The 25590-nt window shown below is 71.1% G+C and carries 28 protein-coding genes and 1 pseudogene; 15 read left to right on the plus strand and 14 right to left on the minus strand.

Annotated features, from left to right (window positions below; translation table 11 throughout):
• Positions 1-62: 62 nt before the first annotated feature.
• The 3 genes from ABZ078_RS25275 to ABZ078_RS25285 form a co-directional block, all read right to left on the minus strand.
• Positions 63-269 (minus strand): hypothetical protein, encoded by a 207-nt coding sequence (locus ABZ078_RS25275; protein ID WP_356578687.1) that lies wholly within the window; start codon positions 267-269, stop codon positions 63-65.
• 168 nt (positions 270-437) lie between these two features.
• Positions 438-554 (minus strand): SGM_5486 family transporter-associated protein, encoded by a 117-nt coding sequence (locus tag ABZ078_RS25280; protein WP_086021381.1) that lies wholly within the window; start codon positions 552-554, stop codon positions 438-440.
• A gap of 49 nt (positions 555-603) precedes the next feature.
• Entirely contained in the window at positions 604-1902 is a 1299-nt protein-coding gene (locus tag ABZ078_RS25285; protein WP_356578689.1) for a CynX/NimT family MFS transporter, read from the minus strand.
• 70 nt (positions 1903-1972) lie between these two features.
• Here ABZ078_RS25285 and ABZ078_RS25290 point away from each other — a divergent pair, with 70 nt between their 5' ends.
• Complete coding sequence (locus tag ABZ078_RS25290; protein WP_356578691.1) at positions 1973-2665, plus strand: FadR/GntR family transcriptional regulator; 693 nt, start codon at positions 1973-1975, stop codon at positions 2663-2665.
• On the opposite strand, the gene ABZ078_RS25295 is transcribed toward ABZ078_RS25290, so the two are convergent.
• The 3 genes from ABZ078_RS25295 to fabG all read right to left on the minus strand — a co-directional run bounded on the left by ABZ078_RS25295 (position 2643) and on the right by fabG (position 4651).
• Positions 2643-3011 carry a hypothetical protein gene (locus ABZ078_RS25295; protein WP_356578693.1) on the minus strand — a complete coding sequence of 123 codons (369 nt, stop codon included), beginning with the start codon at positions 3009-3011 and terminating at the stop codon, positions 2643-2645. The two genes, ABZ078_RS25290 and ABZ078_RS25295, sit on opposite strands and share 23 nt — an antisense overlap.
• 162 nt (positions 3012-3173) lie before the next feature.
• On the minus strand, positions 3174-3941 hold the full coding sequence (fabI, locus tag ABZ078_RS25300; RefSeq protein WP_356578694.1) for an enoyl-ACP reductase FabI: 768 nt from the start codon (positions 3939-3941) through the stop codon (positions 3174-3176).
• A 5-nt stretch (positions 3942-3946) separates the two neighbouring features.
• On the minus strand, positions 3947-4651 hold the full coding sequence (gene fabG / locus ABZ078_RS25305) for a 3-oxoacyl-[acyl-carrier-protein] reductase (RefSeq protein ID WP_356578696.1): 705 nt from the start codon (positions 4649-4651) through the stop codon (positions 3947-3949).
• 241 nt (positions 4652-4892) lie between these two features.
• On the opposite strand from fabG, the gene ABZ078_RS25310 reads away from it, so the two are divergent.
• The 3 genes from ABZ078_RS25310 to tyrS all read left to right on the plus strand — a co-directional run bounded on the left by ABZ078_RS25310 (position 4893) and on the right by tyrS (position 9151).
• Entirely contained in the window at positions 4893-6416 is a 1524-nt protein-coding gene (locus ABZ078_RS25310) for a TldD/PmbA family protein (RefSeq protein ID WP_356578698.1), read from the plus strand.
• On the plus strand, positions 6413-7816 hold the full coding sequence (locus ABZ078_RS25315; RefSeq protein ID WP_356578700.1) for a metallopeptidase TldD-related protein: 1404 nt from the start codon (positions 6413-6415) through the stop codon (positions 7814-7816). The genes ABZ078_RS25310 and ABZ078_RS25315 overlap by 4 nt, the downstream gene beginning before the upstream one ends.
• Positions 7817-7882: 66 nt before the next feature.
• Positions 7883-9151 carry a tyrosine--tRNA ligase gene (gene tyrS, locus ABZ078_RS25320; RefSeq protein WP_356578702.1) on the plus strand — a complete coding sequence of 423 codons (1269 nt, stop codon included), beginning with the start codon at positions 7883-7885 and terminating at the stop codon, positions 9149-9151.
• Between the two features lie 94 nt (positions 9152-9245).
• Here the strand turns inward: tyrS and ABZ078_RS25325 are convergent, their stop codons facing one another.
• Positions 9246-9524, minus strand: a complete 279-nt coding sequence (locus ABZ078_RS25325) for a GlsB/YeaQ/YmgE family stress response membrane protein (protein ID WP_356578704.1) — start codon at positions 9522-9524, stop codon at positions 9246-9248.
• Between the two features lie 246 nt (positions 9525-9770).
• Here ABZ078_RS25325 and ABZ078_RS25330 point away from each other — a divergent pair, with 246 nt between their 5' ends.
• Together ABZ078_RS25330 and ABZ078_RS25335 are read left to right on the plus strand one after the other, a co-directional pair.
• On the plus strand, positions 9771-10169 hold the full coding sequence (locus ABZ078_RS25330; RefSeq protein ID WP_356578706.1) for a DUF3099 domain-containing protein: 399 nt from the start codon (positions 9771-9773) through the stop codon (positions 10167-10169).
• Positions 10170-10384: 215 nt separating this feature from the next.
• Positions 10385-10612 carry a hypothetical protein gene (locus tag ABZ078_RS25335; protein ID WP_356578708.1) on the plus strand — a complete coding sequence of 76 codons (228 nt, stop codon included), beginning with the start codon at positions 10385-10387 and terminating at the stop codon, positions 10610-10612.
• On the opposite strand, the gene moaA is transcribed toward ABZ078_RS25335, so the two are convergent.
• From moaA to ABZ078_RS25350, 3 genes are all read right to left on the minus strand, one after another.
• Complete coding sequence (moaA, locus tag ABZ078_RS25340; RefSeq protein WP_356578709.1) at positions 10595-11584, minus strand: GTP 3',8-cyclase MoaA; 990 nt, start codon at positions 11582-11584, stop codon at positions 10595-10597. The genes ABZ078_RS25335 and moaA overlap by 18 nt on opposite strands.
• 146 nt (positions 11585-11730) lie before the next feature.
• Entirely contained in the window at positions 11731-13359 is a 1629-nt protein-coding gene (locus ABZ078_RS25345) for a cation acetate symporter (protein ID WP_356578711.1), read from the minus strand.
• A complete protein-coding gene (locus ABZ078_RS25350; protein ID WP_356578713.1) occupies positions 13356-13712 on the minus strand; it encodes a DUF485 domain-containing protein in 357 nt (118 codons plus the stop codon). The genes ABZ078_RS25345 and ABZ078_RS25350 overlap by 4 nt, the downstream gene beginning before the upstream one ends.
• Positions 13713-14101: 389 nt before the next feature.
• On the opposite strand from ABZ078_RS25350, the gene ABZ078_RS25355 reads away from it, so the two are divergent.
• Together ABZ078_RS25355 and ABZ078_RS25360 are read left to right on the plus strand one after the other, a co-directional pair.
• Positions 14102-15625: a S8 family serine peptidase gene (locus ABZ078_RS25355; protein WP_356578715.1), complete on the plus strand. Its 1524-nt coding sequence runs from the start codon at positions 14102-14104 to the stop codon at positions 15623-15625.
• A 68-nt stretch (positions 15626-15693) separates the two neighbouring features.
• On the plus strand, positions 15694-16710 hold the full coding sequence (locus ABZ078_RS25360; RefSeq protein WP_356578717.1) for a CopD family protein: 1017 nt from the start codon (positions 15694-15696) through the stop codon (positions 16708-16710).
• A gap of 149 nt (positions 16711-16859) precedes the next feature.
• Here ABZ078_RS25360 and ABZ078_RS25365 read toward each other — a convergent pair.
• Positions 16860-17584, minus strand: a pseudogene (locus ABZ078_RS25365) (VIT family protein).
• A 208-nt stretch (positions 17585-17792) separates the two neighbouring features.
• Here ABZ078_RS25365 and ABZ078_RS25370 point away from each other — a divergent pair.
• The 4 genes from ABZ078_RS25370 to ABZ078_RS25385 all read left to right on the plus strand — a co-directional run bounded on the left by ABZ078_RS25370 (position 17793) and on the right by ABZ078_RS25385 (position 20222).
• Positions 17793-18797, plus strand: a complete 1005-nt coding sequence (locus tag ABZ078_RS25370) for a DEDDh family exonuclease (protein WP_356578719.1) — start codon at positions 17793-17795, stop codon at positions 18795-18797.
• A gap of 79 nt (positions 18798-18876) precedes the next feature.
• Positions 18877-19110: a hypothetical protein gene (locus tag ABZ078_RS25375; RefSeq protein ID WP_356578721.1), complete on the plus strand. Its 234-nt coding sequence runs from the start codon at positions 18877-18879 to the stop codon at positions 19108-19110.
• A gap of 49 nt (positions 19111-19159) precedes the next feature.
• Positions 19160-19951, plus strand: coding sequence for an SURF1 family protein (locus tag ABZ078_RS25380; protein WP_356578723.1), 792 nt, complete (start codon positions 19160-19162; stop codon positions 19949-19951).
• A 94-nt stretch (positions 19952-20045) separates the two neighbouring features.
• Complete coding sequence (locus tag ABZ078_RS25385) at positions 20046-20222, plus strand: hypothetical protein (RefSeq protein WP_356578725.1); 177 nt, start codon at positions 20046-20048, stop codon at positions 20220-20222.
• A gap of 52 nt (positions 20223-20274) precedes the next feature.
• Here ABZ078_RS25385 and ABZ078_RS25390 read toward each other — a convergent pair whose 3' ends face one another.
• The 3 genes from ABZ078_RS25390 to ABZ078_RS25400 are packed head-to-tail and all read right to left on the minus strand — an operon-like array spanning position 20275 to position 22904.
• Positions 20275-20466: a YbdD/YjiX family protein gene (locus ABZ078_RS25390; RefSeq protein ID WP_356578727.1), complete on the minus strand. Its 192-nt coding sequence runs from the start codon at positions 20464-20466 to the stop codon at positions 20275-20277.
• Positions 20463-22625: a carbon starvation CstA family protein gene (locus tag ABZ078_RS25395; protein WP_356578729.1), complete on the minus strand. Its 2163-nt coding sequence runs from the start codon at positions 22623-22625 to the stop codon at positions 20463-20465. The genes ABZ078_RS25390 and ABZ078_RS25395 overlap by 4 nt, the downstream gene beginning before the upstream one ends.
• Before the next feature lie 60 nt (positions 22626-22685).
• Positions 22686-22904, minus strand: coding sequence for a DUF3311 domain-containing protein (locus tag ABZ078_RS25400; protein WP_356578731.1), 219 nt, complete (start codon positions 22902-22904; stop codon positions 22686-22688).
• Between the two features lie 168 nt (positions 22905-23072).
• Here ABZ078_RS25400 and ABZ078_RS25405 point away from each other — a divergent pair, with 168 nt between their 5' ends.
• The 3 genes from ABZ078_RS25405 (at position 23073) to ABZ078_RS25415 (ending at position 25569) form a co-directional block, all read left to right on the plus strand.
• On the plus strand, positions 23073-24611 hold the full coding sequence (locus tag ABZ078_RS25405; RefSeq protein ID WP_356578733.1) for a sodium:solute symporter: 1539 nt from the start codon (positions 23073-23075) through the stop codon (positions 24609-24611).
• 92 nt (positions 24612-24703) lie between these two features.
• Positions 24704-25264 carry a sigma-70 family RNA polymerase sigma factor gene (locus ABZ078_RS25410; protein ID WP_356578813.1) on the plus strand — a complete coding sequence of 187 codons (561 nt, stop codon included), beginning with the start codon at positions 24704-24706 and terminating at the stop codon, positions 25262-25264.
• Positions 25261-25569 carry a hypothetical protein gene (locus ABZ078_RS25415; RefSeq protein ID WP_356578735.1) on the plus strand — a complete coding sequence of 103 codons (309 nt, stop codon included), beginning with the start codon at positions 25261-25263 and terminating at the stop codon, positions 25567-25569. Before ABZ078_RS25410 ends, ABZ078_RS25415 begins: the two co-directional genes overlap by 4 nt.
• Positions 25570-25590 lie beyond the last annotated feature (21 nt).

Here is a 25590-nt window from a genome sequence, read left to right on the forward strand (position 1 = left end):
ACCCAGCTTCGCATGAAACAGGCCACGGGGCGCAGGGAGTTGACGTGCGGCTTCGGGGGTGCTCAGCGTGTGATCAGCTGCTGTACGCGCTCGATCAGCTGGGTGATCGCCGGCTCGGCGGGGGCGGCCTGCGCGTCGGACGGGTCGAGTATCAGCAGCAGCAGCGTGATGAAGGCGAGGGTCGGGAGGGCGAGGGCCCACCAGGGCAGCCGGATGTCGGCACGGCCCGTGGACGCCGGGTGGGGCGGGGTGTGCGTGCGGGCCGACATGATGCCTCCGTGAGTCTTCGAGGTGGTCCGTGTCCGCCTCTCGCGGTCACACCTCGAAGTTACGGAGTTCCAGGCCCTCGACCCATCCGGTGATCCACCCAGTTGACCCTGACGCCCGCCCCCTAGGGGATGGGGGTGCCAGCCCCACCATCGGCGTGCCGGGCCGTCTCAGGGAGAGGCGATCGTCGCGATGATCCCGATGATCACGAAGATGGCGAAGAAGGCGCCGAAGACCAGCAGCATCTTCTTCTGGCCGTTCTGGGGGTTCGGGTCGAGCACTGGCATGGGGCAAGTCTCGCACTCCTCCCCCATGCCGGTTCCGCCGGGGTGAGGGTCAGCGGGCCGCCTCGTCCTCCACCGTGCGGTTGCGTCCCGCGAGGATGCCCACCGCCATCTGCGGGATCATGAGGCCGGCCATGAGCGCGATGGGCAGCCCCCAGCCGCCGCTGTGCTGGTAGAGCACGCCCACCAGGAGCGGCCCCGGGATGGAGAGCAGGTAACCGGTGCTCTGCGCGAAGGCCGACAGCTGGGCCACTCCGCCGCTGGTCCTGGCGCGCATCCCGACCATCGTGAGGGCCAGCGGGAACGAGCAGTTGGATATGCCGAGGAGTACGGCCCAGGCCCAGGCGCCGGTGGCCGGCGCGAGGTAGAGGCCGGCGTAGCCCACGAGCCCGCACACGCCGAGCGCGACGACGATCGGGCCCTGGTGCGGCAGCCGGGTGGCCAGGCGCGGGATGACGAAGGCCAGCGGCACTCCCATCACCATCGTGACGGCGAGCAGCAGCCCCGCCGTGCCGGCGTGCACTCCCGCGTCCCGGAAGATCTGCGCCATCCAGCCCATCGTGATGTAGGCGCCCGTGGCCTGGAGACCGAAGTAGACGGCGAGGGCCCAGGAGGTGCGGCTCCGGGTGATCCGCAGCCGAGGCGCGTCCACGCGCGCGTGGCTCTCCCGGGCGGGGACGGCGGTCGCCGTCCCCCGGTCCCGGTCCCTCACGAACGGGATCCACGGCAGTACGGCCGCCGCCCCGAGCCCGGCCCACACCGCGAGCCCGGTCTGCCAGCTCCCGCCCAGCAGGTCGGTCATGGGCACCGTCACCGCCGCCGCGGACGCGGTGCCGAGGGCGAGGGCCATCGAGTACAGGCCGGTCATGGAGCCGACGCGGTTCGGGAACCAGCGCTTGACGATGACCGGCATCAGGACGTTGCTGACCGCGATGCCCATGAGAGCGAGCGCGGTGGCCGCCAGGAAGCCGGCCGTGCTGCCCGTGTACGGCCGGATGAGCAGGCCCGCGGTGATGGCGGCCATGCCCGCGCAGACCACCGCGCCCGGGCCGAAGCGGCGGGCCAGGCGCGGGGCCGCCACGCCGAAGACGGCGAAGCAGAGCGGGGGCACGGAGGTGAGCAGTCCGGCGACGCTGCCGCTCATGCCGAGCGCGTCGCGGACCTCTTCGAGGAGGGCGCCGAGGCTGGTGATGGCGGGGCGGAGGTTCACCGCGGTCAGCACGATGCCGAGCACGAGCAGCCGCGTGGTCCACGCGCGCGTGGCGGGCTCCGCGGTGGGACGGGTCTCAGGGGTGCGTATCGGCATGGACGTCACCGTCCGGGTTTCCTCGCTTGCCATGCCGACCATCATAGAATCATAGGATGATTGGTTGTCCACCCCTGGGCTGCCCGGCCCCGGCCCTTCCATGGGAAGGTGTGCCATGCCCCTGAGCCACCCCCGCCGCTCGGCGCTGTCCGAGCAGGTCATCGCGGCCTTGCGGAACCAGATCACCTCGGGCGAATGGCCGGTCGGCTCCCGCATCCCGACCGAGCCCGAACTGGTCGAGCAGCTCGGTGTCGCGCGCAACACGGTCCGCGAGGCGGTCCGCGCCCTCGCGCACAACGGCCTGCTGGACATCCGCCAGGGCTCCGGCACCTACGTGGTGGCGACCAGCGAGCTGGCCGGCGTCATGCACTGCCGGTTCGCCGACGCCGACCCCCGGCACATCGCCGAGCTGCGTTCCACGCTGGAGTCGGCCTCCGCGAAGCTGGCCGCCGAGCGGCGCACGGAGAAGGACCTCAAGCAGCTGGACGTCCTGCTGACGCGCCGGGAGGAGGCCTGGGAGTCGGGCGACGCGGAGGCGTTCGTGGCGGCCGACGCGACGTTCCACCTGGCGGTGGTGTCGGCGTCCCACAACGACGTGATGATCGAGATGTACGCCGACCTGGGCGAGGTGCTGCGGGACTGGCTGCGCGAGGACATCGGCACGGAGCTGACGCCGGAGACGCACATGGACCACGCGCGCCTGGTCGACGCGATCCGCGCGGGCGACGCCGCGGCGGCCGCGGCCGAGGCGGCGAGCTACCCGTTCCTGTGCCGTCCGGGACGCTTCAGCCCTCCCGCCGGTGACTGACCCACACCGAGCCGACCTCTTTCCAGCAGCGCCCGGTCAGCCGCACGGTCTGCGCGGGCCCGGCGTCCACGGGAGAGCCGTCGCTGTCGAGGTCCCACCAGCGGGCGCACTCGACGTGCAGGCTCACCCGGTCGGTCTCCGGATAGGGGTTGTGGCAGTACGCGGTCACCTGGGAGCCGGTGATCCGGACACGGCACGCGGCGCCGAAGGGGTCCTCCGGTTCGGCTTCCGTGACGTGCACGCGTTCCGTGACGTGCACGCGCGCGTGGGCCATCGCGTCGTACGACAGGGGCAGCACGAGAGCGACGGCGACGGTCGTTGAGGCCAGGCGGCGGGACAAGCGCACAAGGGGACCTCCTCGGCCGTACTGGGGAGGGGCTCGCGTAGTGAACGCGTAATCCAGAGTGCGCAGTTGCGGGCCTCGCCCGCCCGGCCGGCTAGGCCGAACGGGTGACGCCCCGCTCCCCGCGCGATGCGGGAGACGGGGCGTCGAGGACGTACCGGAGGATCAGGCGCCGATGGCGTGCAGACCGCCGTCCACGTGGATGATCTCGCCGGTGGTCTTCGGGAACCAGTCGCTCAGCAGGGCGACGACACCGCGGCCGGCCGGCTCGGGGTCCTTGAGGTCCCACTCCAGCGGGGCGCGGCTGTCCCACACGGAGGCCAGCTCGTCGAAGCCCGGGATGGACTTGGCGGCCATGGAGCCGATCGGGCCCGCGGAGATCAGGTTGCAGCGGATGTTCTGCTTGCCCAGGTCGCGCGCCATGTAGCGGCTGGTGGCCTCCAGGGCGGCCTTGGCCGGGCCCATCCAGTCGTACTGCGGCCAGGCGAACTGCGCGTCGAAGGTGAGGCCGACGACCGAGCCGCCGTTCTGCATCAGCGGCAGGCAGGCCATGGTCAGCGACTTCAGGGAGTACGCCGAGACGTGCATCGCGGTGGCGACGGACTCGAACGGCGTGTTGAGGAAGTTGCCACCGAGGGCGTCCTGCGGGGCGAAGCCGATGGAGTGGACGACGCCGTCCAGGCCGCCCAGCTCCTCGCCGACGACGTCGGCCAGCCGCCCGAGGTGCTCCTCGTTGGTCACGTCGAGTTCGATGACCTTGGTGGGCTTCGGCAGCTTCTTGGCGATGCGCTCGGTCAGCGTGGGCCGCGGAAACGCGGTCAGGATGATCTCGGCGCCCTGCTCCTGGGCCAGCTTGGCGGTGTGGAAGGCGATGGAGGACTCCATCAGCACACCGGTGATCAGGACGCGCTTGCCCTCGAGAATTCCGCTCATGGTGATCAGTGACCCATTCCCAGTCCGCCGTCAACGGGGATGACGGCTCCAGTGATGTACGAGGCGTCGTCCGAGGCGAGGAACCGCACCGTCGCGGCGATCTCCTCCGGCTGCGCGTACCGGCCGAGCGGGACCTGCGACACGATGTTCGCGCGCTGCTCCTCGGTGAGCACCTTGGTCATGTCGGTGTCGACGAAGCCGGGCGCGACGACGTTGAAGGTGATGTTGCGCGAGCCCAGCTCACGGGCGAGGGAGCGCGCGAAGCCGACCAGGCCGGCCTTGGAGGCGGCGTAGTTCGCCTGACCCGGGGAGCCGTACAGGCCCACGACCGACGAGATCAGAACGACGCGGCCCTTCTTGGCCCGCAGCATCCCGCGGTTGGCGCGCTTGACGACCCGGAAGGTGCCGGTGAGGTTGGTCTCGACGACCGAGGTGAAGTCCTCCTCGGACATGCGCATCAGGAGCTGGTCCTTCGTGACGCCGGCGTTGGCGATCAGGACCTCGACCGGGCCGTGCTCGGCCTCGATCTCCTTGTAGGCCTGCTCCACCTGCTCGGGGTCGGTGATGTCGCACTTCACCGCGAGGAAGCCGGCCGGCGGCTCGCCCGAGCGGTAGGTGATGGCGACCTTGTCGCCGGCGTCGGCGAAGGCGCGGGCGATGGCGAGGCCGATGCCCCGGTTGCCTCCGGTGACGAGAACCGAGCGGCTCAACGGATCACCCTTTCGATAGGGGTCTGACACACCCGCCCGAACATCTGGATGGCAGGCGGCTTCCCCGAAAACCTATCGGTCCCGTCCCGTGCCAGGACATTCGGGCACCGACAGTGGCTCACGGGCGTCACTGTCGGGTCCCTACAGAAAGGCGTGGAACTCCCGCCGGAAACGTGTGGTCCGCGGCCCCGGGCGCGCGACATGATCGGAGCCGACAGGCCACGACAGCAGGGAGACCTCCGTGCCCCATACGATCGATGAAGCCTTCACGGCGCTTCCGCTACGCGCCCTGGCCGACGCCGCGCTGGCACGCGCGCGTGCGCTGGGCGCCGAGCACGCGGACTTCCGGTTCGAGCGGGTGCGCAGCGCGTCCTGGCGCCTCAGGGACGCCCGGCTCGCCGGGTCGTCGGACACCACCGACCTCGGGTACGCGGTCCGGGTGGTGCACGGCGGGACCTGGGGTTTCGCCTCCGGGGTGGATCTGACGCTCGACGCCGCCGCCAAGGTCGCGTCTCAGGCGGTGGCGATGGCGAAGCTGTCCGCCCAGGTGATCAAGGCCGCCGGGTCGGACGAGCGGGTGGAGCTCGCCGACGAGCCCGTGCACGCCGACAAGACCTGGATCTCGTCGTACGAGATCGATCCGTTCACCGTGCCCGACGAGGAGAAGTCGGGGCTGCTGGCGCAGTGGAGCGCCCGGCTGCTGGCGGCGGACGGGGTCGATCACGTCGACGCCTCGCTGCTCACCGTCCATGAGAACAAGTTCTATGCCGACACCGCCGGGACCGTGACGACCCAGCAGCGGGTACGGCTGCACCCGCAGCTGACCGCCGTGTCGGTGGACGAGTCGAGCGGCGAGTTCGACTCGATGCGCACCATCGCGCCGCCCGTGGGGCGCGGCTGGGAGTACCTGACGGGCACCGGCTGGGACTGGGAGTCCGAGCTGGAGCAGATCCCCGGGCTGCTCGCCGAGAAGATGCGGGCGCCGAGCGTGGAGGCGGGGCCGTACGACCTCGTCGTCGACCCTTCCAATCTGTGGCTGACCATCCACGAGTCCATCGGCCACGCCACCGAACTGGACCGCGCCCTCGGCTACGAGGCCGCCTACGCCGGCACTTCCTTCGCGACCTTCGACCAGATCGGCAAGCTGAAGTACGGCTCCGAGCTGATGAACGTCACCGGTGACCGCACCGCCGAGCACGGCCTGGCGACCATCGGGTACGACGACGAGGGCGTCGCGGGCCAGTCCTGGGACCTGGTGAAGAACGGCACGCTCGTCGGCTACCAACTGGACCGGCGGATCGCCAGGCTGACCGGGTTCGAGCGGTCCAACGGCTGCGCCTTCGCCGACTCCCCCGGCCATGTGCCGGTGCAGCGCATGGCCAACGTGTCGCTGCAGCCGGACCCGGCCGGGATGTCGACGGAGGATCTGATCGGCGGCGTGGACCGCGGGATCTACGTCGTCGGCGACCGGTCCTGGTCGATCGACATGCAAAGGTACAATTTTCAATTTACTGGTCAGCGCTTCTTCAAGATCCACAACGGGCGGATCACCGGTCAGCTCAGGGATGTCGCCTACCAGGCGACCACCACCGACTTCTGGGGCTCCATGGCGGCCGTCGGCGGTCCGCAGACCTACGTCCTCGGCGGCGCCTTCAACTGCGGCAAGGCCCAGCCGGGCCAGGTCGCCGCGGTCTCGCACGGCTGCCCCTCGGCCCTCTTCAGGGGCGTCAACATCCTCAACACCACCCAGGAGGCCGGTCGATGAGCGCTCACTCCACCAAGGCGCACAAGCCGCACGAGATCGTCGAGCGGGCCCTGGAGCTGTCCCGGGCCGACGGGTGCGTCGTCATCGCCGACGAGCAGTCGACCGCCAACCTGCGCTGGGCGGGCAACGCGCTGACCACGAACGGCGTCACGCGCGGGCGGACGCTCACCGTCGTCGCGACCGTCGACGGCAAGGAGGGCACGGCCTCCGGGGTCGTCTCCCGGTCCGCTGTGACCCCGGACGAGCTGGAGCCGCTCGTCCGGGCCGCCGAGGCCGCCGCACGGGGCGCCGGGCCCGCCGAGGACGCGCAGCCGCTGGTGACGGACGTACCGGCGTCGCCGGACTTCACCGATGCCCCCGCCGAGACCTCGTCCACCGTGTTCGCCGACTTCGCCCCGGCGCTCGGTGAGGCGTTCGCACGCGCGCGTGCGGGCGGACGGGAGCTGTACGGCTTCGCCAACCACGAGCTGGTGTCGACGTACGTGGGCACGTCCACGGGGCTGCGGCTGCGGCACGACCAGCCCAACGGCACCCTGGAGCTGAACGCCAAGTCGCCGGACCGTACCCGCTCGGCGTGGGCGGGGCGCTCCACGCGGGACTTCAAGGACGTCGACCCGACGGCGCTGGACGCCGAGCTGGCCGTACGCCTCGGCTGGGCCGAGCGGCGCCTGGAGCTGCCGGCCGGCCGGTACGAGACGCTGCTGCCGCCGACCGCCGTGGCCGACCTGCTGATCTACCAGATGTGGTCGGCGTCCGGGCGGGACGCGGTCGAGGGCCGGACCGTGTTCTCCAAGCCCGGCGGCAAGACACGCGTCGGGGAGAGGCTGACCGAGCTGCCGCTGACCCTGCGCAGCGACCCGAACGAGCCGGGCCTGGAGTCCGCCCCCTTCGTGATCGCGCACTCCTCCGGCGGCGACCAGTCGGTGTTCGACAACGGGCTGCCGGTCGCGGCCACGGAGTGGATGCGCGAGGGCGAGCTCAAGCACCTCACGACCACCCGCCACAGTGCGGGTCTGACCGGTCTGCCCGTGGCGCCGGGCGCCGACAACCTGATCCTGGACGGCGGGAAGGACCGCTCGCTGGAGGAGATGGTCGCGAACACCGGGCGCGGGCTGCTGCTGACCTGCCTGTGGTACATCCGCGAGGTCGACCCGGCGACGCTGCTGCTGACCGGCCTGACCCGGGACGGGGTGTACCTCGTCGAGAACGGCGAGGTGACCGGCGAGGTCAACAACTTCCGGTTCAACGAGTCGCCGGTGGGCCTGCTGGGGCGGGCGACGGAGGCGGGGCGCACGGAGAAGACCCTGCCGCGGGAGTGGAGCGACTGGTTCACGAGGGCGGCGATGCCGGCGCTGCGCGTCCCCGATTTCAACATGAGCTCTGTCAGTCAGGGCGTATAACCTCGTAGGCGTTCCTAATCGGCTGTCGCCCGACTGGCCGAAGATCATCAAGGAGACACGAGAACCGTGACGGACATCGTCGACGAGCTGAAGTGGCGTGGCGTGATCGCCCTGTCCACTGACGAGGACGCATTGCGCAAGGCGCTCGCGGACGGTCCCGTCACGTTCTATTGCGGCTTCGACCCGACCGCGGCCAGCCTGCACGTCGGCCACCTGGTCCAGGTCCTCACCATGCGCCGCCTCCAGCGGGCGGGCCTGCGCCCGCTGGCGCTGGTCGGCGGCGCGACGGGCCAGATCGGCGACCCGCGCCCGACGGCCGAGCGCACGCTGAACGACCCGGAGACGGTCGCGAACTGGGTGACCCGCCTGCGCGGGCAGATCGAGCCGTTCCTGTCCTTCGAGGGCGAGAACGCCGCGGTGATGGTGAACAACCTGGACTGGACGGCCGGCATGTCGGCCATCGAGTTCCTGCGGGACATCGGCAAGCACTTCCGCGTCAACAAGATGCTGACCAAGGACTCGGTCGCCCGTCGACTGCAGTCCGAAGAGGGCATCAGCTACACGGAGTTCAGCTACCAGTTGCTCCAGGGCATGGACTTCCTGGAGCTGTACCGGCGCTACGGCTGCACGCTCCAGCAGGGCGGCAGCGACCAGTGGGGCAACCTCACGGCGGGTCTGGACCTGATCCACAAGCTGGAGCCGCACGCCCAGGTGCACGCGCTGGCGACCCCGCTGATGACCAAGGCGGACGGCACCAAGTTCGGCAAGACCGAGGGCGGCGCCGTCTGGCTCGACCCCGAGATGACGACGCCGTACGCGTTCTACCAGTTCTGGCTGAACGCGGACGACCGGGACATCTCCACCTACCTGCGGATCCTCTCCTTCAAGTCCCGTGCGGAACTGGAGGAGCTGGAGAAGCAGACCAAGGAGCGCCCGCAGGCCCGTGCCGCGCAGCGTGCGCTGGCCGAGGAGCTGACGACGCTGGTGCACGGTGCCGAGCAGACGGCCGCCGTGATCGCCGCGTCCAAGGCGCTGTTCGGCCAGGGCGAGCTGACGGAGCTGGACGACCGGACGCTGGCGGCGGCCCTCTCCGAGGTGCCGCACATCCAGGTCGAGCAGCTCGGCCCGGTCGTCGACCTCCTCGCCGAGGTCGGCCTCGTGGCCAGCAAGTCCGCCGCGCGGCGCACCGTGAAGGAGGGCGGCGCCTACGTGAACAACGTGAAGGTCGCCTCCGAGGACGCGGTGCCCGCGAAGGAGGACCTGCTGCATGGGCGGTGGCTGGTGCTGCGCCGGGGCAAGAAGAACCTGGCGGCGGTCGAGGTCACGGGCGCCTGAGCGTACGTACCCACGGCGAGGGGGCGGCTTCCCGCACGGGAGGCCGCCCCCTCGTCATGGCCCTCATGGCCGTCAGGGCCGCTCACGGCCGGCTTCAGGTCCGATGCTTGCGCTTGCCCAGCGTCGACATGTACAGCATGTCCCCCGCGTACACGATGATCACCGCGGCGACGATCTGGAAGATGTGCCGGCTCCAGTCGATGCCACGGGTCGACTCGACGCCGAACCCGCGGGCGACCGCGTTGCCGACGATGGCGCCGAGGATGCCGAAGATGGTGGTCAGCCAGAGGGGGCTGTGCTGTCTGCCCGGGATGATCGCCTTCGCGAGCAGGCCCAGCACGAATCCCACGATGATCGCCCACAACCAGCCCATGGCTGCCTCCTCGTACGGCTCAAGGTGAGCATTACGGCCAGTGTCGTTCCGGCCCGGGTACGCCGCATGCCGAGTACGGCCGTACGCGTGACGGCCGACTCCGTCCCCCCAGGTGGCAAGGGCCCCGCTCTCGTAGGCGGCGCAGGCGGGGCGTACCGTGGGAGGTGTCTTGGCCCGGGGTCCCCGACCGGGGGCGGACGGGTGCGGGCAGGGGGAAGGTCCGATGCGGGCGGATGGTGGAATGTGATGCGGAAGCTGCATGGCGACAGCGGCGCCCAGGTGTTCCGGATCACCGGGGCCCGGGCGGGTCTCCAGGACGATGTGCGTGCCCGGCAACGCCGGTACGTCATCTCGATGTCGGTCCGCACGGTGTCGGTGATCCTCGCGGCCACGTTGTGGAACGTCGAACGGCACGTCGCCATCGTGGCGTTGGTGCTCGGGGCGGTCCTGCCGTACATCGCGGTGGTGATCGCCAACGCGGGGCGGGAGAACACGCCGTCCCTGCCGTCGACGTTCGTGACGGCGCCGACGCGGCCGATGATCTCGCCGCCGCGGACGAATGACGGTTTCGCGGAATCCGTCCCGGAAGATGTCGCGGGTGACTCCGCCTCCGGCGGACAAAGCAAACCGCGCGACGGGGCGTGATGGTGCGGAGCGGGGTCCTCCGGAGTCGACTCCACGCCAAGCTCAGGAAAAGCTCAGATCAATAGTGTTGTTCCGGTGCCGGGGGACGGGTTACCCGTGACATACTTCGTGGACGCTCCGCATCCCCCGTCGGAGCGATGGACCGACGCCGGGCAGCTCCCCCCGTGGCTGCTCGGCGTCGCCTTTTTGTGCGTCAACGTGCGAGACGAGTTTCTGTGAGTGACGAGACGCCGATCTGTTCGGCCAAGGGGTGCCGTGCCGACGCCGTGTGGGTGCTGGCGTGGAACAACCCGAAGATCCATACGCCGGAGCGGCGCAAGACCTGGCTCGCGTGTGAGGAGCATCGCGAGCATCTGTCGCAGTTCCTCGGGGTGCGTGGGTTCTTGAAGGACGTCGTCCTGCTGGAGGAGTGGGAAGAGGCCCCTTCAGCCACCGATGGCTGACATCGGCCGGTCCGGCTGGACGAACGTCGGGTCGTCCAGGCCCGCGCCCGCCTTCTTGCCCCACATCGCCAGGCGCCAGATGCGGGCGATCTCCTCGTCGGGGGCCCCGGAGCGCAGGGCGGCTCTCAGGTCGGTCTCCTCGGTGGCGAAGAGGCAGGTGCGTATCTGGCCGTCGGCCGTCAGACGGGTGCGGTCGCAGGCCGAGCAGAACGGGCGGGTGACCGAGGCGATGACGCCGACCACATGCGGGCCGCCGTCGACCAGCCAGCGCTCCGCCGGGGCCGAGCCGCGCTTCTCCTCCCCCTCGGCCGTCAGCTCGAAGCGGGTGCGCAGGGACGTCAGGATGTCCCCGGCGGTGATCATGCCGTCGCGCTTCCAGCCGTGCTGGGCGTCCAGGGGCATCTGCTCGATGAAGCGCAGTTCGTAGTCGTGCTCCACGGCCCAGGCGAGGAGGTCGGGGGCCTCGTCCTCGTTCAGCCCCGGCATCAGGACCGAGTTGACCTTCACCGGGGTCAGGCCGGCCTCGCGGGCGGCGTGCAGGCCCTCGATGACGTCCTTGTGGCGGTCGCGCCGGGTCAGGGTCTTGAAGACGTCCGGGCGGAGGGTGTCCAGGGAGACGTTGACCCGGTCCAGGCCCGCCGCCTTCAGGGCGGTCGCGGTGCGCTTGAGGCCGATGCCGTTGGTCGTCAGCGACATCTGGGGGCGGGGCTCCAGGGCGGCGACGCGCTCGACGATGCCGACCAGGCCGGGGCGCAGCAGGGGCTCGCCGCCGGTGAAGCGGACTTCCTCGATGCCGAGGGAGGTGACGGCGATGTCGATCAGGCGGACGATCTCGTCGTCCGTGAGCAGGTCGGGCTTGGCCAGCCACTGCAGGCCCTCTTCGGGCATGCAGTAGGTGCACCGCAGATTGCAGCGGTCGGTCAGCGAGACTCGCAGGTCGGTGGCCACTCGGCCGTAGGTGTCGATGAGCACTGGGCCCCCTCCCTCGTCACGGAGCACATCTCTTCCGTCACCTGCGAGCCTACGTGACCGCACTGACAACGAAAGAGCCCGATCCCACGACGTACGACGCGGCCGCGTCGTAGAGACCTACGACGCGGCCGCTGAAGGGGGCGTGCTCAGTGGGCGCCGGTGCCGGTCAGGGACCGGACCTCCAGCTCCGCGTACTTGGCGGCGTCGGGCTCCTCCTTGGACAGGACCGTGCCGAGCCAGCCCATGAAGAAGCCGAACGGGATGGAGATGATGCCGGGGTTCTTCAGCGGGAACCAGGCGAAGTCGACGTCCGGGAACATCGCCTTGGGGTCGCCGGAGACGACCGGCGAGAACAGCACCAGGCCGACGGCGACGATCAGACCGCCGTAGATCGACCACAGCGCGCCCTGGGTGGTGAACCGCTTCCAGAACAGGCTGTACAGGATCGTCGGCAGGTTGGCGGAGGCCGCGACCGCGAAGGCCAGGGCGACCAGGCCGGCGACGTTGAGGTCGCGGGCGAGGGCGCCGAGGAGGATGGAGACCGCGCCGATGCCGATCGTCGCGAGGCGGGCCGCCCTGACCTCCTCCTTCTCGGTGGCCTTGCCCTTCCTGATGACGTTCGCGTAGATGTCGTGGGCGAACGACGAGGACGAGGCCAGGGTGAGGCCGGCGACGACCGCGAGGATCGTCGCGAAGGCCACCGCCGAGATGGTGGCGAGCAGGATCGCGCCCCAGGCCGAGTCGACGCCGCCCAGGTGCAGGGCGAGCAGCGGTGCGGCCGTGTTCCCGGACGGGTTGGACGCGATGATCTCCTCCTGCGAGATCAGCGCGGCGGCGCCGAAGCCGAGGGCGATGGTCATCAGGTAGAAGCCGCCGATGATGCCGATGGCCCAGTTCACGGACTTCCGGGCGGCCTTGGCGTTGGGCACCGTGTAGAAGCGGATCAGGATGTGCGGCAGGCCGGCGGTGCCGAGGACCAGGGCGATGCCGAGGGAGATGAAGTCCAGCTTGGAGGTGCCGGTGGCGCCGTACTGAAGGCCGGGCTCCAGGAAGGCGGCGCCCTTGCCGCTGTTCTCGGCGGCCTTGCCGAGCAGGTCGGAGATGTTGAAGTTGAACTTCAGCAGCACCAGGAAGGTGATCAGGATGGTGCCGCCGATGAGCAGGACGGCCTTGACCATCTGGACCCAGGTGGTGCCCTTCATGCCGCCGATGGAGACGTACACGATCATCAGGACGCCGACGAGGGCGACGATGAGGATCTTGCCCGCGTCGGAGGTGATGCCGAGCAGCAGCGAGACCAGGACGCCGGCACCGGCCATCTGGGCCAGCAGGTAGAAGATCGACACGACGATCGTCGAGGTGCCGGCCGCCGTGCGCACCGGGCGCTGGCGCATGCGGTACGCGAGGACGTCGCCCATCGTGTAGCGGCCGGAGTTCCGCAGCGGCTCGGCCACCAGGAGCAGGGCGACCAGCCAGGCGACCAGGAAGCCGATGGAGTAGAGGAAGCCGTCGTAGCCGAAGAGGGCGATGGCGCCCGCGATGCCGAGGAAGGACGCGGCGGACATGTAGTCGCCGGAGACGGCGAGGCCGTTCTGGAAGGCGCTGAACGACCGGCCGCCCGCGTAGAAGTCGGCGGCGTCCTTGGTCTGCCGGCCCGCCCAGACGGTGATGAAGAGGGTCCCGATCACGAAGGCGGCGAACAGGGAAATGATCAGCGGGCGGTGCTGGCTGGCCTCGTTGGCGGCGAGCTGGAGCTGGGTGATCTCGGGGCTCATGCGCCGCCCTCCATACGGGTCTTGATGGCCTCGGCCTTGGGGTCGAGCTTGGCGCCTGCGTGCCGCGCGTACCACCAGGCGATGAGGAACGTGGTGACGAACTGGGCGATACCGAAGACAAAGGCGACGTTGATGTTGCCGAACAGCTTGGTGCCCATGAAGTCGCCCGCGTAGTTGGAGAGCAGGACGTACAGCAGGTACCAGACGATGAAGGCGATGGTCAGCGGGAAGGCGAAGGATCGGTACGAGCGGCGCAGTTCGGCGAACTCCGCGCTCTGCTGCACCTCGGTGAACTCCTCGGGGGAGGGGAGTTTGTGTTCCTCTTTCGAGGGGGGCGGTGCGTCGGTGGCCACGGAGTCTCCTCGCGTTGCGGGCGCTGTTGCGACGGTGGACGGGGACGGATCGGGGGTGGGGGGCGGGTCGGGGGTCGGGGACGGATCGGGTACGGACATGGACGGCTCTGTTCCTCGTGGTGACAGGGATCACTTGAGCCGGGTGGCGATGTTAGGGCCCCGGCGCGTGATCCAACAGGGGGCTCGATCGTGCTCGCGCCTCCTGTCCAAGGTCACGGCGCCACGCGAGGACCGGTTCAACCGCTCGGCCGTCTTTCCGAAGTCGCTCGGATCAGCGATTGCCGGCCCTGAGGTTCGGGGATAGCTTCGCCCTGCACCACTCGTCATGCACCTGCCCGCTCGCCATCCGCGCTCCGGGCGGTGCCTGTTCCGGATGATGTGGAGATCCCATGGTTCATCTGCGGTTCAGACGCGGGCTCGGCCTCGCCGTACCTCTCGTCCTGTCGCTGACCGCCTCGCTCGGCCTCCTGCCGGCCGGGGCCTCGGCGGCACCGATCGCGGAGCCCGGCGCGCGGGTCATGGACGCCCCCACCCTGGCGTACGTCGTCAACACACGGCCGGACCGTCGCACGATCGAGTCGGTGAAGAGGGCGATCGCCGCGGCCGGCGGCACGGTGGTGGTCGCGTACCAGCGGATCGGCGTGATCGTCGTCCACGCGGCGAACCCCGACTTCGCCGGGGCGATGCGCGCGGTGCGCGGCGTCCAGTCGGCGGGTGCGACGCGTACGGCGCCCCTGACCGCCGCCGGGGCGACCGACGAGGGTCCCGTCCAGCTGCTGACGGAGCAGCAGGCCGCGAGGACCGCAGGCGCCGCGCAGGCCGGCGCCGAGCCGCTCGAGGCCGACCAGTGGAACCTGCGCGCGATCGGCGCCGACCGGGCCGCCGGCATCAACCCGGGCAGCGACGAGGTGACCGTCGCCGTGATCGACAACGGCGTGGACGACACCCACCCGGACCTCGCGCCGAACTTCTCCGCGGCCCAGTCGGCGAACTGCGCCGGCGGCAGGGCGGACACCAGCGCGGGCGCCTGGCGGCCGTACACCCCCGCCATCGGCCATGGCACGCATGTGGCGGGCGAGATCGCCGCGGCACGCAACGGCATAGGCATCGCCGGTGTCGCTCCCGGCGTCAAGGTCTCCGCCATCAAGGTGAGCGACCCGGTCAACGGCCTCTATTACCCCGAAAGCGTGGTATGCGCCTTCGTGTTCGCCGCCGACCACGGCGTCGAGATCACGAACAACAGCTATTACGTCGACCCGTGGCTCTACAACTGCATGGACGATCCGGACCAGCGGGCGATCGTGGACGCGGTCAACAGGGCCCAGCTGTACGCCCAGCGCAAGGGCACGCTCAATCTCGCGTCGTCCGGCAACTCCAACCACGACCTGGACTCCGACGCGCTAGTCGACGGCACCAGCCCCGACGACTCGACGCCGGTCGAGCGCACCGTGGACCCGCACGCGTGCTTCGACGTACCGACGCAGCTGCCAGGTGTCGTCACGGTCGGCGCCACGGGCGTGCGGAACCTCAAATCGTCCTACTCCTCGTACGGTTACGGCGTCGTCGACCTCGCGGCGCCGGGCGGTGACCGGCTCTACCAGATCCCCGACACCCCGTCGAGGAACGGCCGCATCCTGTCCACCCTCCCGGACGGCAGGTACGGCTTCCTCCAGGGCACGTCGATGGCGGCCCCGCACGCCACGGGTGTCGCCGCGCTGCTGAAGTCCCGGCACCCGCACGCGACTCCCGCCCAGCTCAAGGCGCTGCTGATGGCCCAGGCGGACAACCCGGGCTGCCCCGAGTCCTACGACCAGAACGGCGACGGCACGCAGGACGCGGTGTGCGAGGGCGGCAAGCGGTTCAACGGCTTCTACGGGTTCGGCGTCGTGAACGCGCTGGACGCGGTCGAATGACGGCGGTCGAGTGAGACGGTCGAGTGATGACGGTCGAGTGATGCGTGACGGCTTGTGATGATCTTGAGGTGACGTTGACGAAACCCTCACTCGCCGAGTCCGACGGGAGCGCGCCCAGATCCGGTCCCGGCGTCGGTCCCGCCGTCGCCGTTGTCGTGCTGGTGGGGCTGGCGGCGCTGGTCCCGCTGCTCGGGCCGTCGGCCGCGCTGCACGGCACGGGCGAGGCCGCGGCGCCCGGCGCCGGGGGCATCGGGCTGCTGCGTACGGTGCTGTTCGCGGCGCTGTGCGTCCCGGTGGGCGAGCTGTTCGTGCGGCGGCTGGCCCGTTCCGTGCCCGGCGCTCCGCTGCCCCTGCCCCGCAGTTGGGCGCCGCAGGCGGCCGGCGCCGGTTTCGTCGCCGCCCTCGGTCTCGCCTCGGTCGTGTCCACGGGCAACCTCGTGCCGGACAGCCCCTCCGACCTCGACATCGGCGGCCTGTACGCGTCACGCGACGGCAAGCTCGCGCTGCTGGAGGTCAACGCTTTCGCCGTGGCCGCGCTGTGCGCGCTCTCGAGCCGTCCCGCCACCCAGGTCTGGCCACTGGCCGCGGTCGTGGTCGCCGAGGCGCTGCGTGCGCACCCGACGACCGAGCACGGCCCGCTGCTCGGCTCCGCGCTGACGCTGGTTCACCTGACCTGCGCGTCGCTGTGGGCGGGCGGGCTGCTGTACGCGCTGCGGACGCTGCGCGGTCGAGGTGCCGGGGAGACGGGCGCGGCCGGCGCGGCTCTGCTGGGGCTCTACGCGCGCGTGGCGGCCGTACTGCTCGCCGTCATCACGGCGACGGGCGTGTGGAGTTCGCTGCGCCGGATGCCGTCGGACACGATCCTGGGACAACTGACGGAGACGGCGTACGGGCGTGCCCTGCTCGCCAAGGTGATCCTGGTGGTGGCCGTGGCCGCGCTCGCCCTGTGGGCGCGGATCCGGCTGCGCCGGGCGGCCGATCCGCTGACCGCCTGCTCGCCCGCGCGGGCGGAGGTCGTCGCCCTGGGAGGGGTGGTCGCGCTGTCGGGGCTGCTGACGGCGCTGCCGGTGCCGATCCGCTGGTGAGCCCGTTTCCACCCGGCAGCCGGCTGTCGCACGGCCTGCGTCGGCGAGGACGGGCGGCGGGGCGAGCATGCCGTCCAGGACGTCGGGCAGCGGTACATCGGCGGCGGTACCCGGCGGCTACAACACCCACCTCGGGGAGACCGGCGGCCCTACGCCCCGGTCGCCTCCAGCAGCGTGCCGGCCGCGTAGGTGACGCCCATGGCCAGCGCGCCGCCCGCCACGTTGCGCGGCACCGCGCGGGCCGGGGCGGCCGCGCCCAGGCGGGCGCTGCTCCAGCCGGTCAGGGCGAGCGCGGCCAGGACGGAGGCGACGGTGACGGCGAGCCGCCAGTCGGCGGGCGGCGGGCGGCGGGCGGCAGCACCACGGCGAGCAGCGGCAGCAGCGCCCCGGCCGTGAACGCCAGGAAGCTCGCCCACGCCGCGTGCCAGGGGTTGGTCAGCTCGTCCGGGTCGATACCGAGCTCCACGCGCGCGTGCGCCTTCAGCGCGTCCCGTTCCGTCAGCTGGACGGCCGCTTCCAGGGCCACCTCCCGCGACAGCCCGCGGCGTTCGAGAAGCTGTGCCAGCTCCGCCAGTTCCGCCTCCGGCCGCTCCCGCAAGTCCCGCCTCTCCACGGCCAACGCCGCCTTCTCCGAGTCGCGCCGCGTGGAGACGGAGACGTACTCGCCCGCCGCCATCGACATCGACCCGGCGAGCAGCCCGGCCAGTCCGGCCGTGAGCAGGGCCGAACGGTCGCCCGTCGCGCCGGCCACGCCGACGACGAGCCCGGTGGTCGACACGATGCCGTCGTTCGCCCCGAGAACGGCGGCCCGCAGCCAGTTCAGCCGCTCGCCCAGCACGCCTCCGCGGGCCTCGTCATGCGTTGGTTCGGTCACATGCGGAGAATCGCACCGCGGGGGACATCTGGGACGTACCGGCGCTCCCCGACGGCTCCGCTCCGCGTGGGACGGTGCGCCGAGGTGGGGCAACACGCCGTGCGGGCCGACCGGTTGGCGTCCTCGCGTTCGCAGCACTCGAACAGGTCGGCGACGCAAGGCACCTGACGGTCGGGGCTGTCAGTGCCGGCCCGTATCCTCAGTGACCATGCTCGAAGACCCTACGACCGCGGCGCCCTTCCCCACAGCGTGGCCGGCCGCGTATCCCCGGGGATACGCGGTCGTTGACGTGGAGACCACCGGCCTGGCCCGGGACGACCGGATAATCTCCGCGGCGGTGTACCGGCTGGACGCGCGCGGCGAGGTCGAGGACCACTGGTACACGCTGGTCAATCCGGAGCGGGACCCGGGCCCGGTGTGGATCCACGGACTGACGAGCGAGGCGCTGGAGGGCGCTCCCCTCTTCACGGATGTCGCCGAGGAGTTCTCGTCCCGGCTGGACGGCCGGGTGCTCGTCGCGCACAACGCCGTCTTCGACTGGCAGATGATCGCCCGGGAGTACGCGCGCGCGGAGCGCGAGGCCCCGGTGCGGCAGCGGCTGTGCACGATCGCGCTGTCCAAGGAGCTGGGCCTGCCGCTGCCCAACCACAAGCTGGAGTCACTGGCCGCGCACTTCGGCGTCGTGCAGCAGCGCGCGCACCACGCGCTGGACGACGCGCGCGTGCTGGCGGAGGCGTTCCGGCCGAGCCTGCGAGCCGCGGCGGCGGGCAGTGTGCGGCTGCCGCTCCAGGAGTGCCGGCCGCTGACCGAGTGGCGGGACACGGCCACCACGCCCCGGATCGGACAGCAGGCGGGCGGCTACGGCGGTTACAGCGGCTATCGGCAGAGCAGTTGGCGACCGTCCCGGAAGAGGCCCGCCTGCCCCTACCCCAACCCGGGGCGCTACGAGGAGGGCAAAAGGCTCAAGCAGGGCATGCGGGTCGCCTTCTCCGGGGACACGTCGATCGAGCGCGACCTGCTGGAGGACCGCGCGACCGAGGCCGGGCTGCATGTGGCGACGAGCCTGTCCCGGCTGACCAGCCTGCTCGTCACGAACGACCCGGACTCGGGCACGTCCAAAGTGGTCAAGGCCCGGCAGTACGGGACGCCGGTGGTCGACGAGGCCGCGTTCGGGCAGCTCCTGCGGGACGTGGAGCCGGCGTCGGAGCCGTGACCGTACGGACGGGTGATTGCCGCGCGACTCGCCCGGAGCCGTCTCGCCCGGGCCGCGGTGACGGCTCACCCTGTGGCGCATGGCGACATGCGAAGTCTGCGGAAACGACTACGGAATGACCTTCGAGGTGCACGCGCAGGGCGCGGTGCACGTCTTCGACTGCTTCTCCTGTGCGATCCACCGCATGGCCCCGATCTGCGAGCACTGCCGCGTCCAGATCATCGGGCAGGGCGTCGAGGTCGACGGCCACTGGTACTGCGGCGCCCACTGCGCCCGCGCGGAGGGAAAGGCGGGGATCGTCGACAAGGTGTGACCCGGTACCCGCCTGAACGCACCCCACGACCGAGTTGTACGGTCGTGGGGTGTACCGCTTCCTGTTGTCCCGGCAGTGGGTGATCCTCACACTGGTCGCCCTGCTCCTCATCCCCACGATGATCAGGCTGGGCATCTGGCAGATGCACCGCTACGAGGAGCGCAGCGCCCGCAACCAGCTGGTCGCGGACGCGCTGGGCGCGAAGCCGGTGCCCGTGGAGGAGCTGACCTCTCCGGGGCACACCGTCACCACGAAGCAGCGGTACCGCACCGTGACCGCCGAGGGCCACTTCGACACCGACCGGGAACAAGTCGTCAGGCGGCGTGTCAACGCCGACGAGGAGGTCGGCTTCCACGTCCTGACCCCCTTCGTCCTGACGGACGGCAAGGTGCTGCTGGTCAACCGCGGCTGGATCCCCGCCGACGGCCTGAGCCAGACGGCGTTCCCCAAGATCCCCGCACCGCCGAGCGGGCGCGTCGCCGTCACCGGGCGGCTGATGCCCGACGAGACGACCGAGGCGAGCGGCATCAAGAACCTCAAGGGCCTCCCCGACCGGCAGGTCATGCTGATCAACAGCGAGCAGGAGGCCCGGCGCCTCGACGCCCGGGTGCTCGGCGGCTACATCGCGCTGACGGCACCCGAGCCGAAGGGCGACACCCCGGAGCCGCTCGGCGAACCCGGCAACGAGAACGCCCCGCTGAACTACGCGTACGCCATCCAGTGGTGGCTGTTCGCCGCGGGCGTCCCCATCGGCTGGTTCATCCTGGCCCGCCGCGAGGCCCGGGACCGGGCACAGGCGACCGCGCCGCAGGAGACCGAGACGACACCGGCCGCGGTGTAGCTCCGCCTCGTTCCCTCCCTCGGCCCTCCAGCTCATCGCGCGCATAGCGGAAGGTCCGTTCCGGGTCGGGCGGCAGGTCCCACTCGGTGGGGGCATGTGGCGACCGACGCGCTGGAAGACGCGGGCCGTCGCCCTGGGGCACCTGGAAGGCGGGCTGCCGGGCGAAGCCCGGCATGAGGGGGACCGCGCCGAGGCCGTGGAGCCGCTGGGCGGTGTGCGGTTGGCCGCGGAGGGTTCGTCGCTGCTCGCGCAGGTCCCCGCGCCCCTGTAGGTACGTCCAGTGCACGTACGCAAGGAGCGCGGGGCTGTACCGATCCGCGGCGTCAGCAGCAGCGGCTCTGTGGGTGCTGCTCGCGGTGCAGGGTGCGCAGTGCCTCGTACTGCCGCCGGGTCGGCACCGGGGTCCGGGGGTCACGGCGTCGGTGCCGCTCGCAGTAGCGGTCGTACTCCGCCTCGCCGGTCAGCTCACGCGCGTACCAGCGCAGGACCCGCAGCGCCTTCCTGACGGTCCTCATGAGCGTGCCCCCACCAGCGGCTCCTCGGGCCGCTCCGGTGTGTCGATACGGGACTCGACGTACGGCGCCTCGGTGGTCGGCAGCGGCTCACCGACGCGGGCGGCGCCGACGGCACGGACGCACACCACGGCGCAGTTGACCAGGACCGTGAGGACCAGCAGGAGGAAGACGGCCATGATCACGCCGTCGACCGTGTTGTTCAGCACGATGGTGTGCATGTCGTCCATGGTCGTGGCGCCCGGCAGGAGCCGGCCGTCCTCGATGGCCCGCGCGTACTTGTCGCGCAGGGCGAAGAAGCCGATCGCCGGGTCGTCCGAGAAGATCTTCTGCCAGCCGGCGGTGAAGGTGACGGCCACGTCCCAGGCGAGCGGGATGCCGGTGACCCACGCCCAGCGCAGCCTGCCGGACTTGATCAGCACGGTGGTGGTGACGGCGAGGGCCACCGCGGCCAGCAGCTGGTTGGCGATGCCGAACAGCGGGAACAGCTGCTTGATGCCGCCGAGGGGGTCGGTGACACCGGCGTAGAGGAAGTAGCCCCAGGCGCCGACGACCAGGGCGCTGGTGATCCAGATGCCCGGCTTCCAGGTGACCCGGCCGATCGGCTTCCAGACGTTGCCGAGCATGTCCTGGAGCATGAAGCGGCCCACGCGGGTGCCGGCGTCCACCGTGGTGAGGATGAACAGCGCCTCGAACATGATCGCGAAGTGGTACCAGAATGCCTTCATCCCGGCGCCGCCGAACACCCCGGCGAAGATCTCCGACATGCCCACGGCGAGGGTGGGGGCGCCGCCGGAGCGGCCGACCAGTGTCTCCTCCTCGACCGCCTTGGCCGCGGCCGTCAGCTGGTCCGGAGTGATCGTGAAGCCGAGACCCTTCACCGCCTCCGACGCGGTCTCCACGGTCGGGCCGAGCAGGGCGGCCGGGGAGTTCATGGCATAGAACAGGCCGGGTTCCAGGACGCAGGCGGCGATCAGGGCCATGACGGCGACGAAGGACTCCGTGAGCATGGAGCCGTAGCCGATCAGCCGGACCTGGGACTCCTTCTGGATCAGCTTCGGCGTGGTGCCGGAGGAGACCAGGGCGTGGAAGCCGGACAGCGCGCCGCAGGCGATCGTGATGAAGAGGAAGGGGAACAGGGAGCCGGCGAAGACCGGCCCCGCGCCGTTGACGGCGAAGTCGGTCACCGGCTCGGCCCTGAGGTTCGGGGCGGCGATCACCACACCGACGGCCATCAGGGCGATGGTGCCGACCTTCATGAAGGTGGACAAATAGTCCCGGGGTGCCAGCAGCATCCACACCGGCAGCACGGACGCGAAGAAGCCGTAGCCGACGAGGCAGAAGACCAGGGTCTCCGGGCTCCACACGAAGTACTCCGCGAGGGAGGAGTCCTGGATCCAGCCGCCGCCGAGGATGGCGAGCAGCAGCAGCGCGACGCCGATGAAGCTGGTCTCCACGACCCGGCCGGGCCGCAGGTAGCGCAGGTAGAAGCCCATGAAGAGGGCGATGGGGATGGTCATGGAGACCGAGAAGGTGCCCCACGCGGACTCCGCCAGCGCGTTGACGACGACCATCGCGAGGACCGCCAGCAGGATGATCATGATGGCGAAGACGCCGATCAGCGCCGCGGCGCCGCCCACCTTGCCGATCTCGTCACGGGCCATCTGGCCGAGGCTCTTGCCGTCCCGGCGCATGGAGAGGAACAGGACGATCATGTCCTGCACCGCGCCGGCGAAGATCACGCCCACGATGATCCAGACCGTGCCCGGCAGATAGCCCATCTGCGCGGCCAGGACCGGGCCGACCAGCGGGCCGGCGCCCGCGATCGCCGCGAAGTGGTGGCCGAACAGCACCCGCTTGTCGGTGGGGTGGTAGTCGACACCGTCCTCAAGGCGTTCGGCCGGGGTGGCGCGGGTGTCGTCGACCTGGAGGACCCGCCGGGCGATGAACCGCGAGTAGAAGCGGTAGGCGATCGCGTACGAGCCGAGGGCCGCCACGACCAGCCAGACGGCCGAGATCTCCTCGCCCCGGGACAGGGCGAGCACGGCCCAGCCGAGGGCGCCGACGAGGGCCACGGCGGTCCAGATCGCCATCGACTTGGGCGACATTCGTGACTTTTCCGGCGCCTCACGGCTGGATTCGGGCATGGCTGATGCGGGCATGGCGGCTCCTGACCTGAACAGGTGGGCACAGCAGGTGTGCGGCAGAAAGGGAAGTGCGGCTCAGCGAGGTCGATGTCGGTCCGTCAGCGCGTACGCCGCGAGCAGGCAGAGGCCGCAACCCGGCACCCAGGCGAGCTGGTACCGGTAGAAGAACGGCGTCCCGGCCGGCCGCGGTTCGGCACCGGCGTACCAGGGGACCCACAGCAGACCCGCGGCGGGGGCGAGAAGCAGGACGGCGATCGCGACGCGCCGTAGCCGGTGATGACCGGTCCGTGCCATGACCTGCGCTCCTCTCCCCCTCGCTGTCGGTCTGTGCAAGAGTTGCCCACCCCCTCGGACCGGTTGACAGCGGATGTCCAGGAAATTTCCCGCCGGTTCTCTGTCCTCCGTCCGGGCTGCCCGCGCAACTCTCGCGCGAGGGCACAGGCACACCAAGGACGGTGACCCATGGCCGATGGCGCCATGACCGCGACGTTTCTCGCCGTGATCGGCGGAGCGTCGCTGCTCGCCGTGACCGCGCGGCGCCTGCACCCGAGCGCGAAGCTGCCGTCCCTGGAGGGCTGGGCGCTGGCCGACCGCAGCCTCGGCCCGGTGTGGACCTGGCTGCTGCTCGGCGGCACGATCTTCACCGCGTACACCTTCGCCGCCATACCGGGCCTGGCGTACGGCAACGGCGCGCCCGCCTTCTTCGCGGTGCCGTACACGGTGATCGTCTGTCCGATCGCCTTCGTGCTGCTGAGCCGCCTGTGGGCCGTGGCCGAGCGGCACGGTTATGTGACCGCCGCCGACTTCGTGCGCGGCCGGTACGGCTCGCCGCCGCTGGCCCTGGTGGTCGCGCTGACCGGGATCCTCGCGACGATGCCGTACCTCGCGCTGCAGCTGCTCGGCATCCGGGCGGTGCTGGCGGCGGGGGGCGTGTATCCGCGGGGTGCGGCCGGTGATCTGGTGATGGTGACGCTGTTCGCCGGGCTGGCCGTCGCCACCTACCGGCACGGGTTGCGCGCCCCCACCGTCATCTCCGCGCTCAAGGCCGTGGCCGTCTTCCTCTCGCTGACCGTGGTGACCTGGCTGGTCCTGGACCGGCTCGGCGGCCCGGGTGCCGTCTTCGACGGTGCGGCCGAGCGCCTCGGCGGCCCGGCGCTGCTCCTCGCCCCCGAGCAGCAGCCGGCGTACGCCACTCTCGCGCTCGGCTCCGCGCTCGCCCTGCTGATGTACCCGCACGTCCTCACCGCGGGCTTCGCCGCCGACAGCCCCCGCACCCTGCGCAAGGTCTCGGTGGCGCTGCCCGCCTGGACCGGACTGCTCGCCCTCTTCGGCTTCCTCGGCATCGCGGCCCTCGCGGCGGGCGTCCGCGCCCCGGAGGGCGGCGCCGAGGCCGCCGTACCGATGCTGGTCGACCGGCTGATGCCGGCGCCGCTGGCCGGGCTGGTGTTCGGGGCGATCACCGTGGGGGCGCTGGTCCCGGCGGCCGTGATGTCGATCGCCGCCGCCACGAGCTTCGTCAGGAACGTGTACGTCGAGTACGTCCATCCCACCGCCACGCCCAAGCGGCAGGTGCGCATCGCCAAGGCGGTGTCGCTCACCGCGAAGGTGGGCGCGGTGGCGTTCGTGTTCGGGCTGCGCGACCAGGACGCCATCAACCTCCAACTGCTCGGCGGGGTCTGGATCCTGCAGATCTTCCCGGCCGTCGCGGTGGGGCTGTTCACCGGGCGGCTGCATCCGCGGGCACTGCTCGCCGGGTGGGGTGTGGGCATGGTGGCCGGGACCTGCATGGTCGTACGGGAAGGGTTCTCGTCGGTCGTGCCCCTCGGCGGCGGGCCGGAGATCTACGCCGGGCTCGCCGCCCTGCTGCTCAACCTCATCGTCGCCGTGGCCGCGACCGCGGTGCTCGAACGCCTCGGCGTCCCGCGCGGCGCCGACCTCACCGACCTGCCGTCCCGCCTGACCGTCAGGCGGCGCCCCGAGACGGGAGCGAACCAACCGTGAGACGCAGACACCCGACTCCCCTGCAGGAGGCGGTCGTTCACAGTCCGCAGGAGCAACTCCCGCAGGCCGCGGGCCCGCCCGCCGACCCGGGCGTGGCCCTCGCGTCCACGCCGCCCGGCGAACCACTGGCACCGGCCGTGCGCGACCCGGCCGACCTGGAGCGCGAGGCCGGCCTCGCCCGGCTTTTCGAACTGCACTACTCCTCGATGCTGCGTCTCGCGGTGCTGCTCGGCGCCGACGACCCGGAGAACGTGGTGGCCGAGGCCTACTACCAGATCTACCGCAAGTGGCGGCGGCTGCGGGACGTGGAGTCGGCGGAGGCGTATCTGCGCTCCACCGTCTGCAATCTGACGCGGATGCGCATACGCCACCTCCAGGTCGCCCGCAGGCACACCGAGAACCCCCCGGCCCCGCCCGTCGACGTCGTCGCCTCCGCCGAGAGCACCGCACTGCTCCGTGACGACCAGCGCGTACTGATCGACGCGCTCCAGCAACTGCCCGCCCGGCAGCGCGAGGCGCTGGTGCTGCGGCACTGGCTCGGGCTGAAGGAGAGCGAGATCGCCGCGGCGATGGGCATCTCCTGCGGATCCGTCAAAACCCATACGGCGCGCGGCCTCGCCGCACTGACCCAGGCGATGGAGGCCCGGCGATGACGCATCGAGACGCGACTGGGTCGCGTGGCACCAGTGCGGACCGCACGGAGCGGGAGCTGCGCGAGGCGCTCGCCGCGCTCGCCGACGGGGTGCGGGCGGCGCCCGACGCCTATCGCACGGCGCGCGGCGAGTGGCTGCGCCGGGAACGCCGGCGTCGGCTCGTCCTCGCCGTCCTCGTCATGGTCGTGTTCGCCCTGGCCACGCTGATCGGGCTGTGGGTCCTCAACCAGGCCCCGGCGGATCCCGGCGTGATCTTCTCCGGGACCGGCCCCCCGGCGGGCGTGTCCCTGCGACCACACCTCTGATTGGCCCACCGGCCCGAAGGG

This window comes from Streptomyces sp. NPDC006385 (genome assembly GCF_040612485.1).
In the GTDB taxonomy this organism is placed as follows: domain Bacteria; phylum Actinomycetota; class Actinomycetes; order Streptomycetales; family Streptomycetaceae; genus Streptomyces.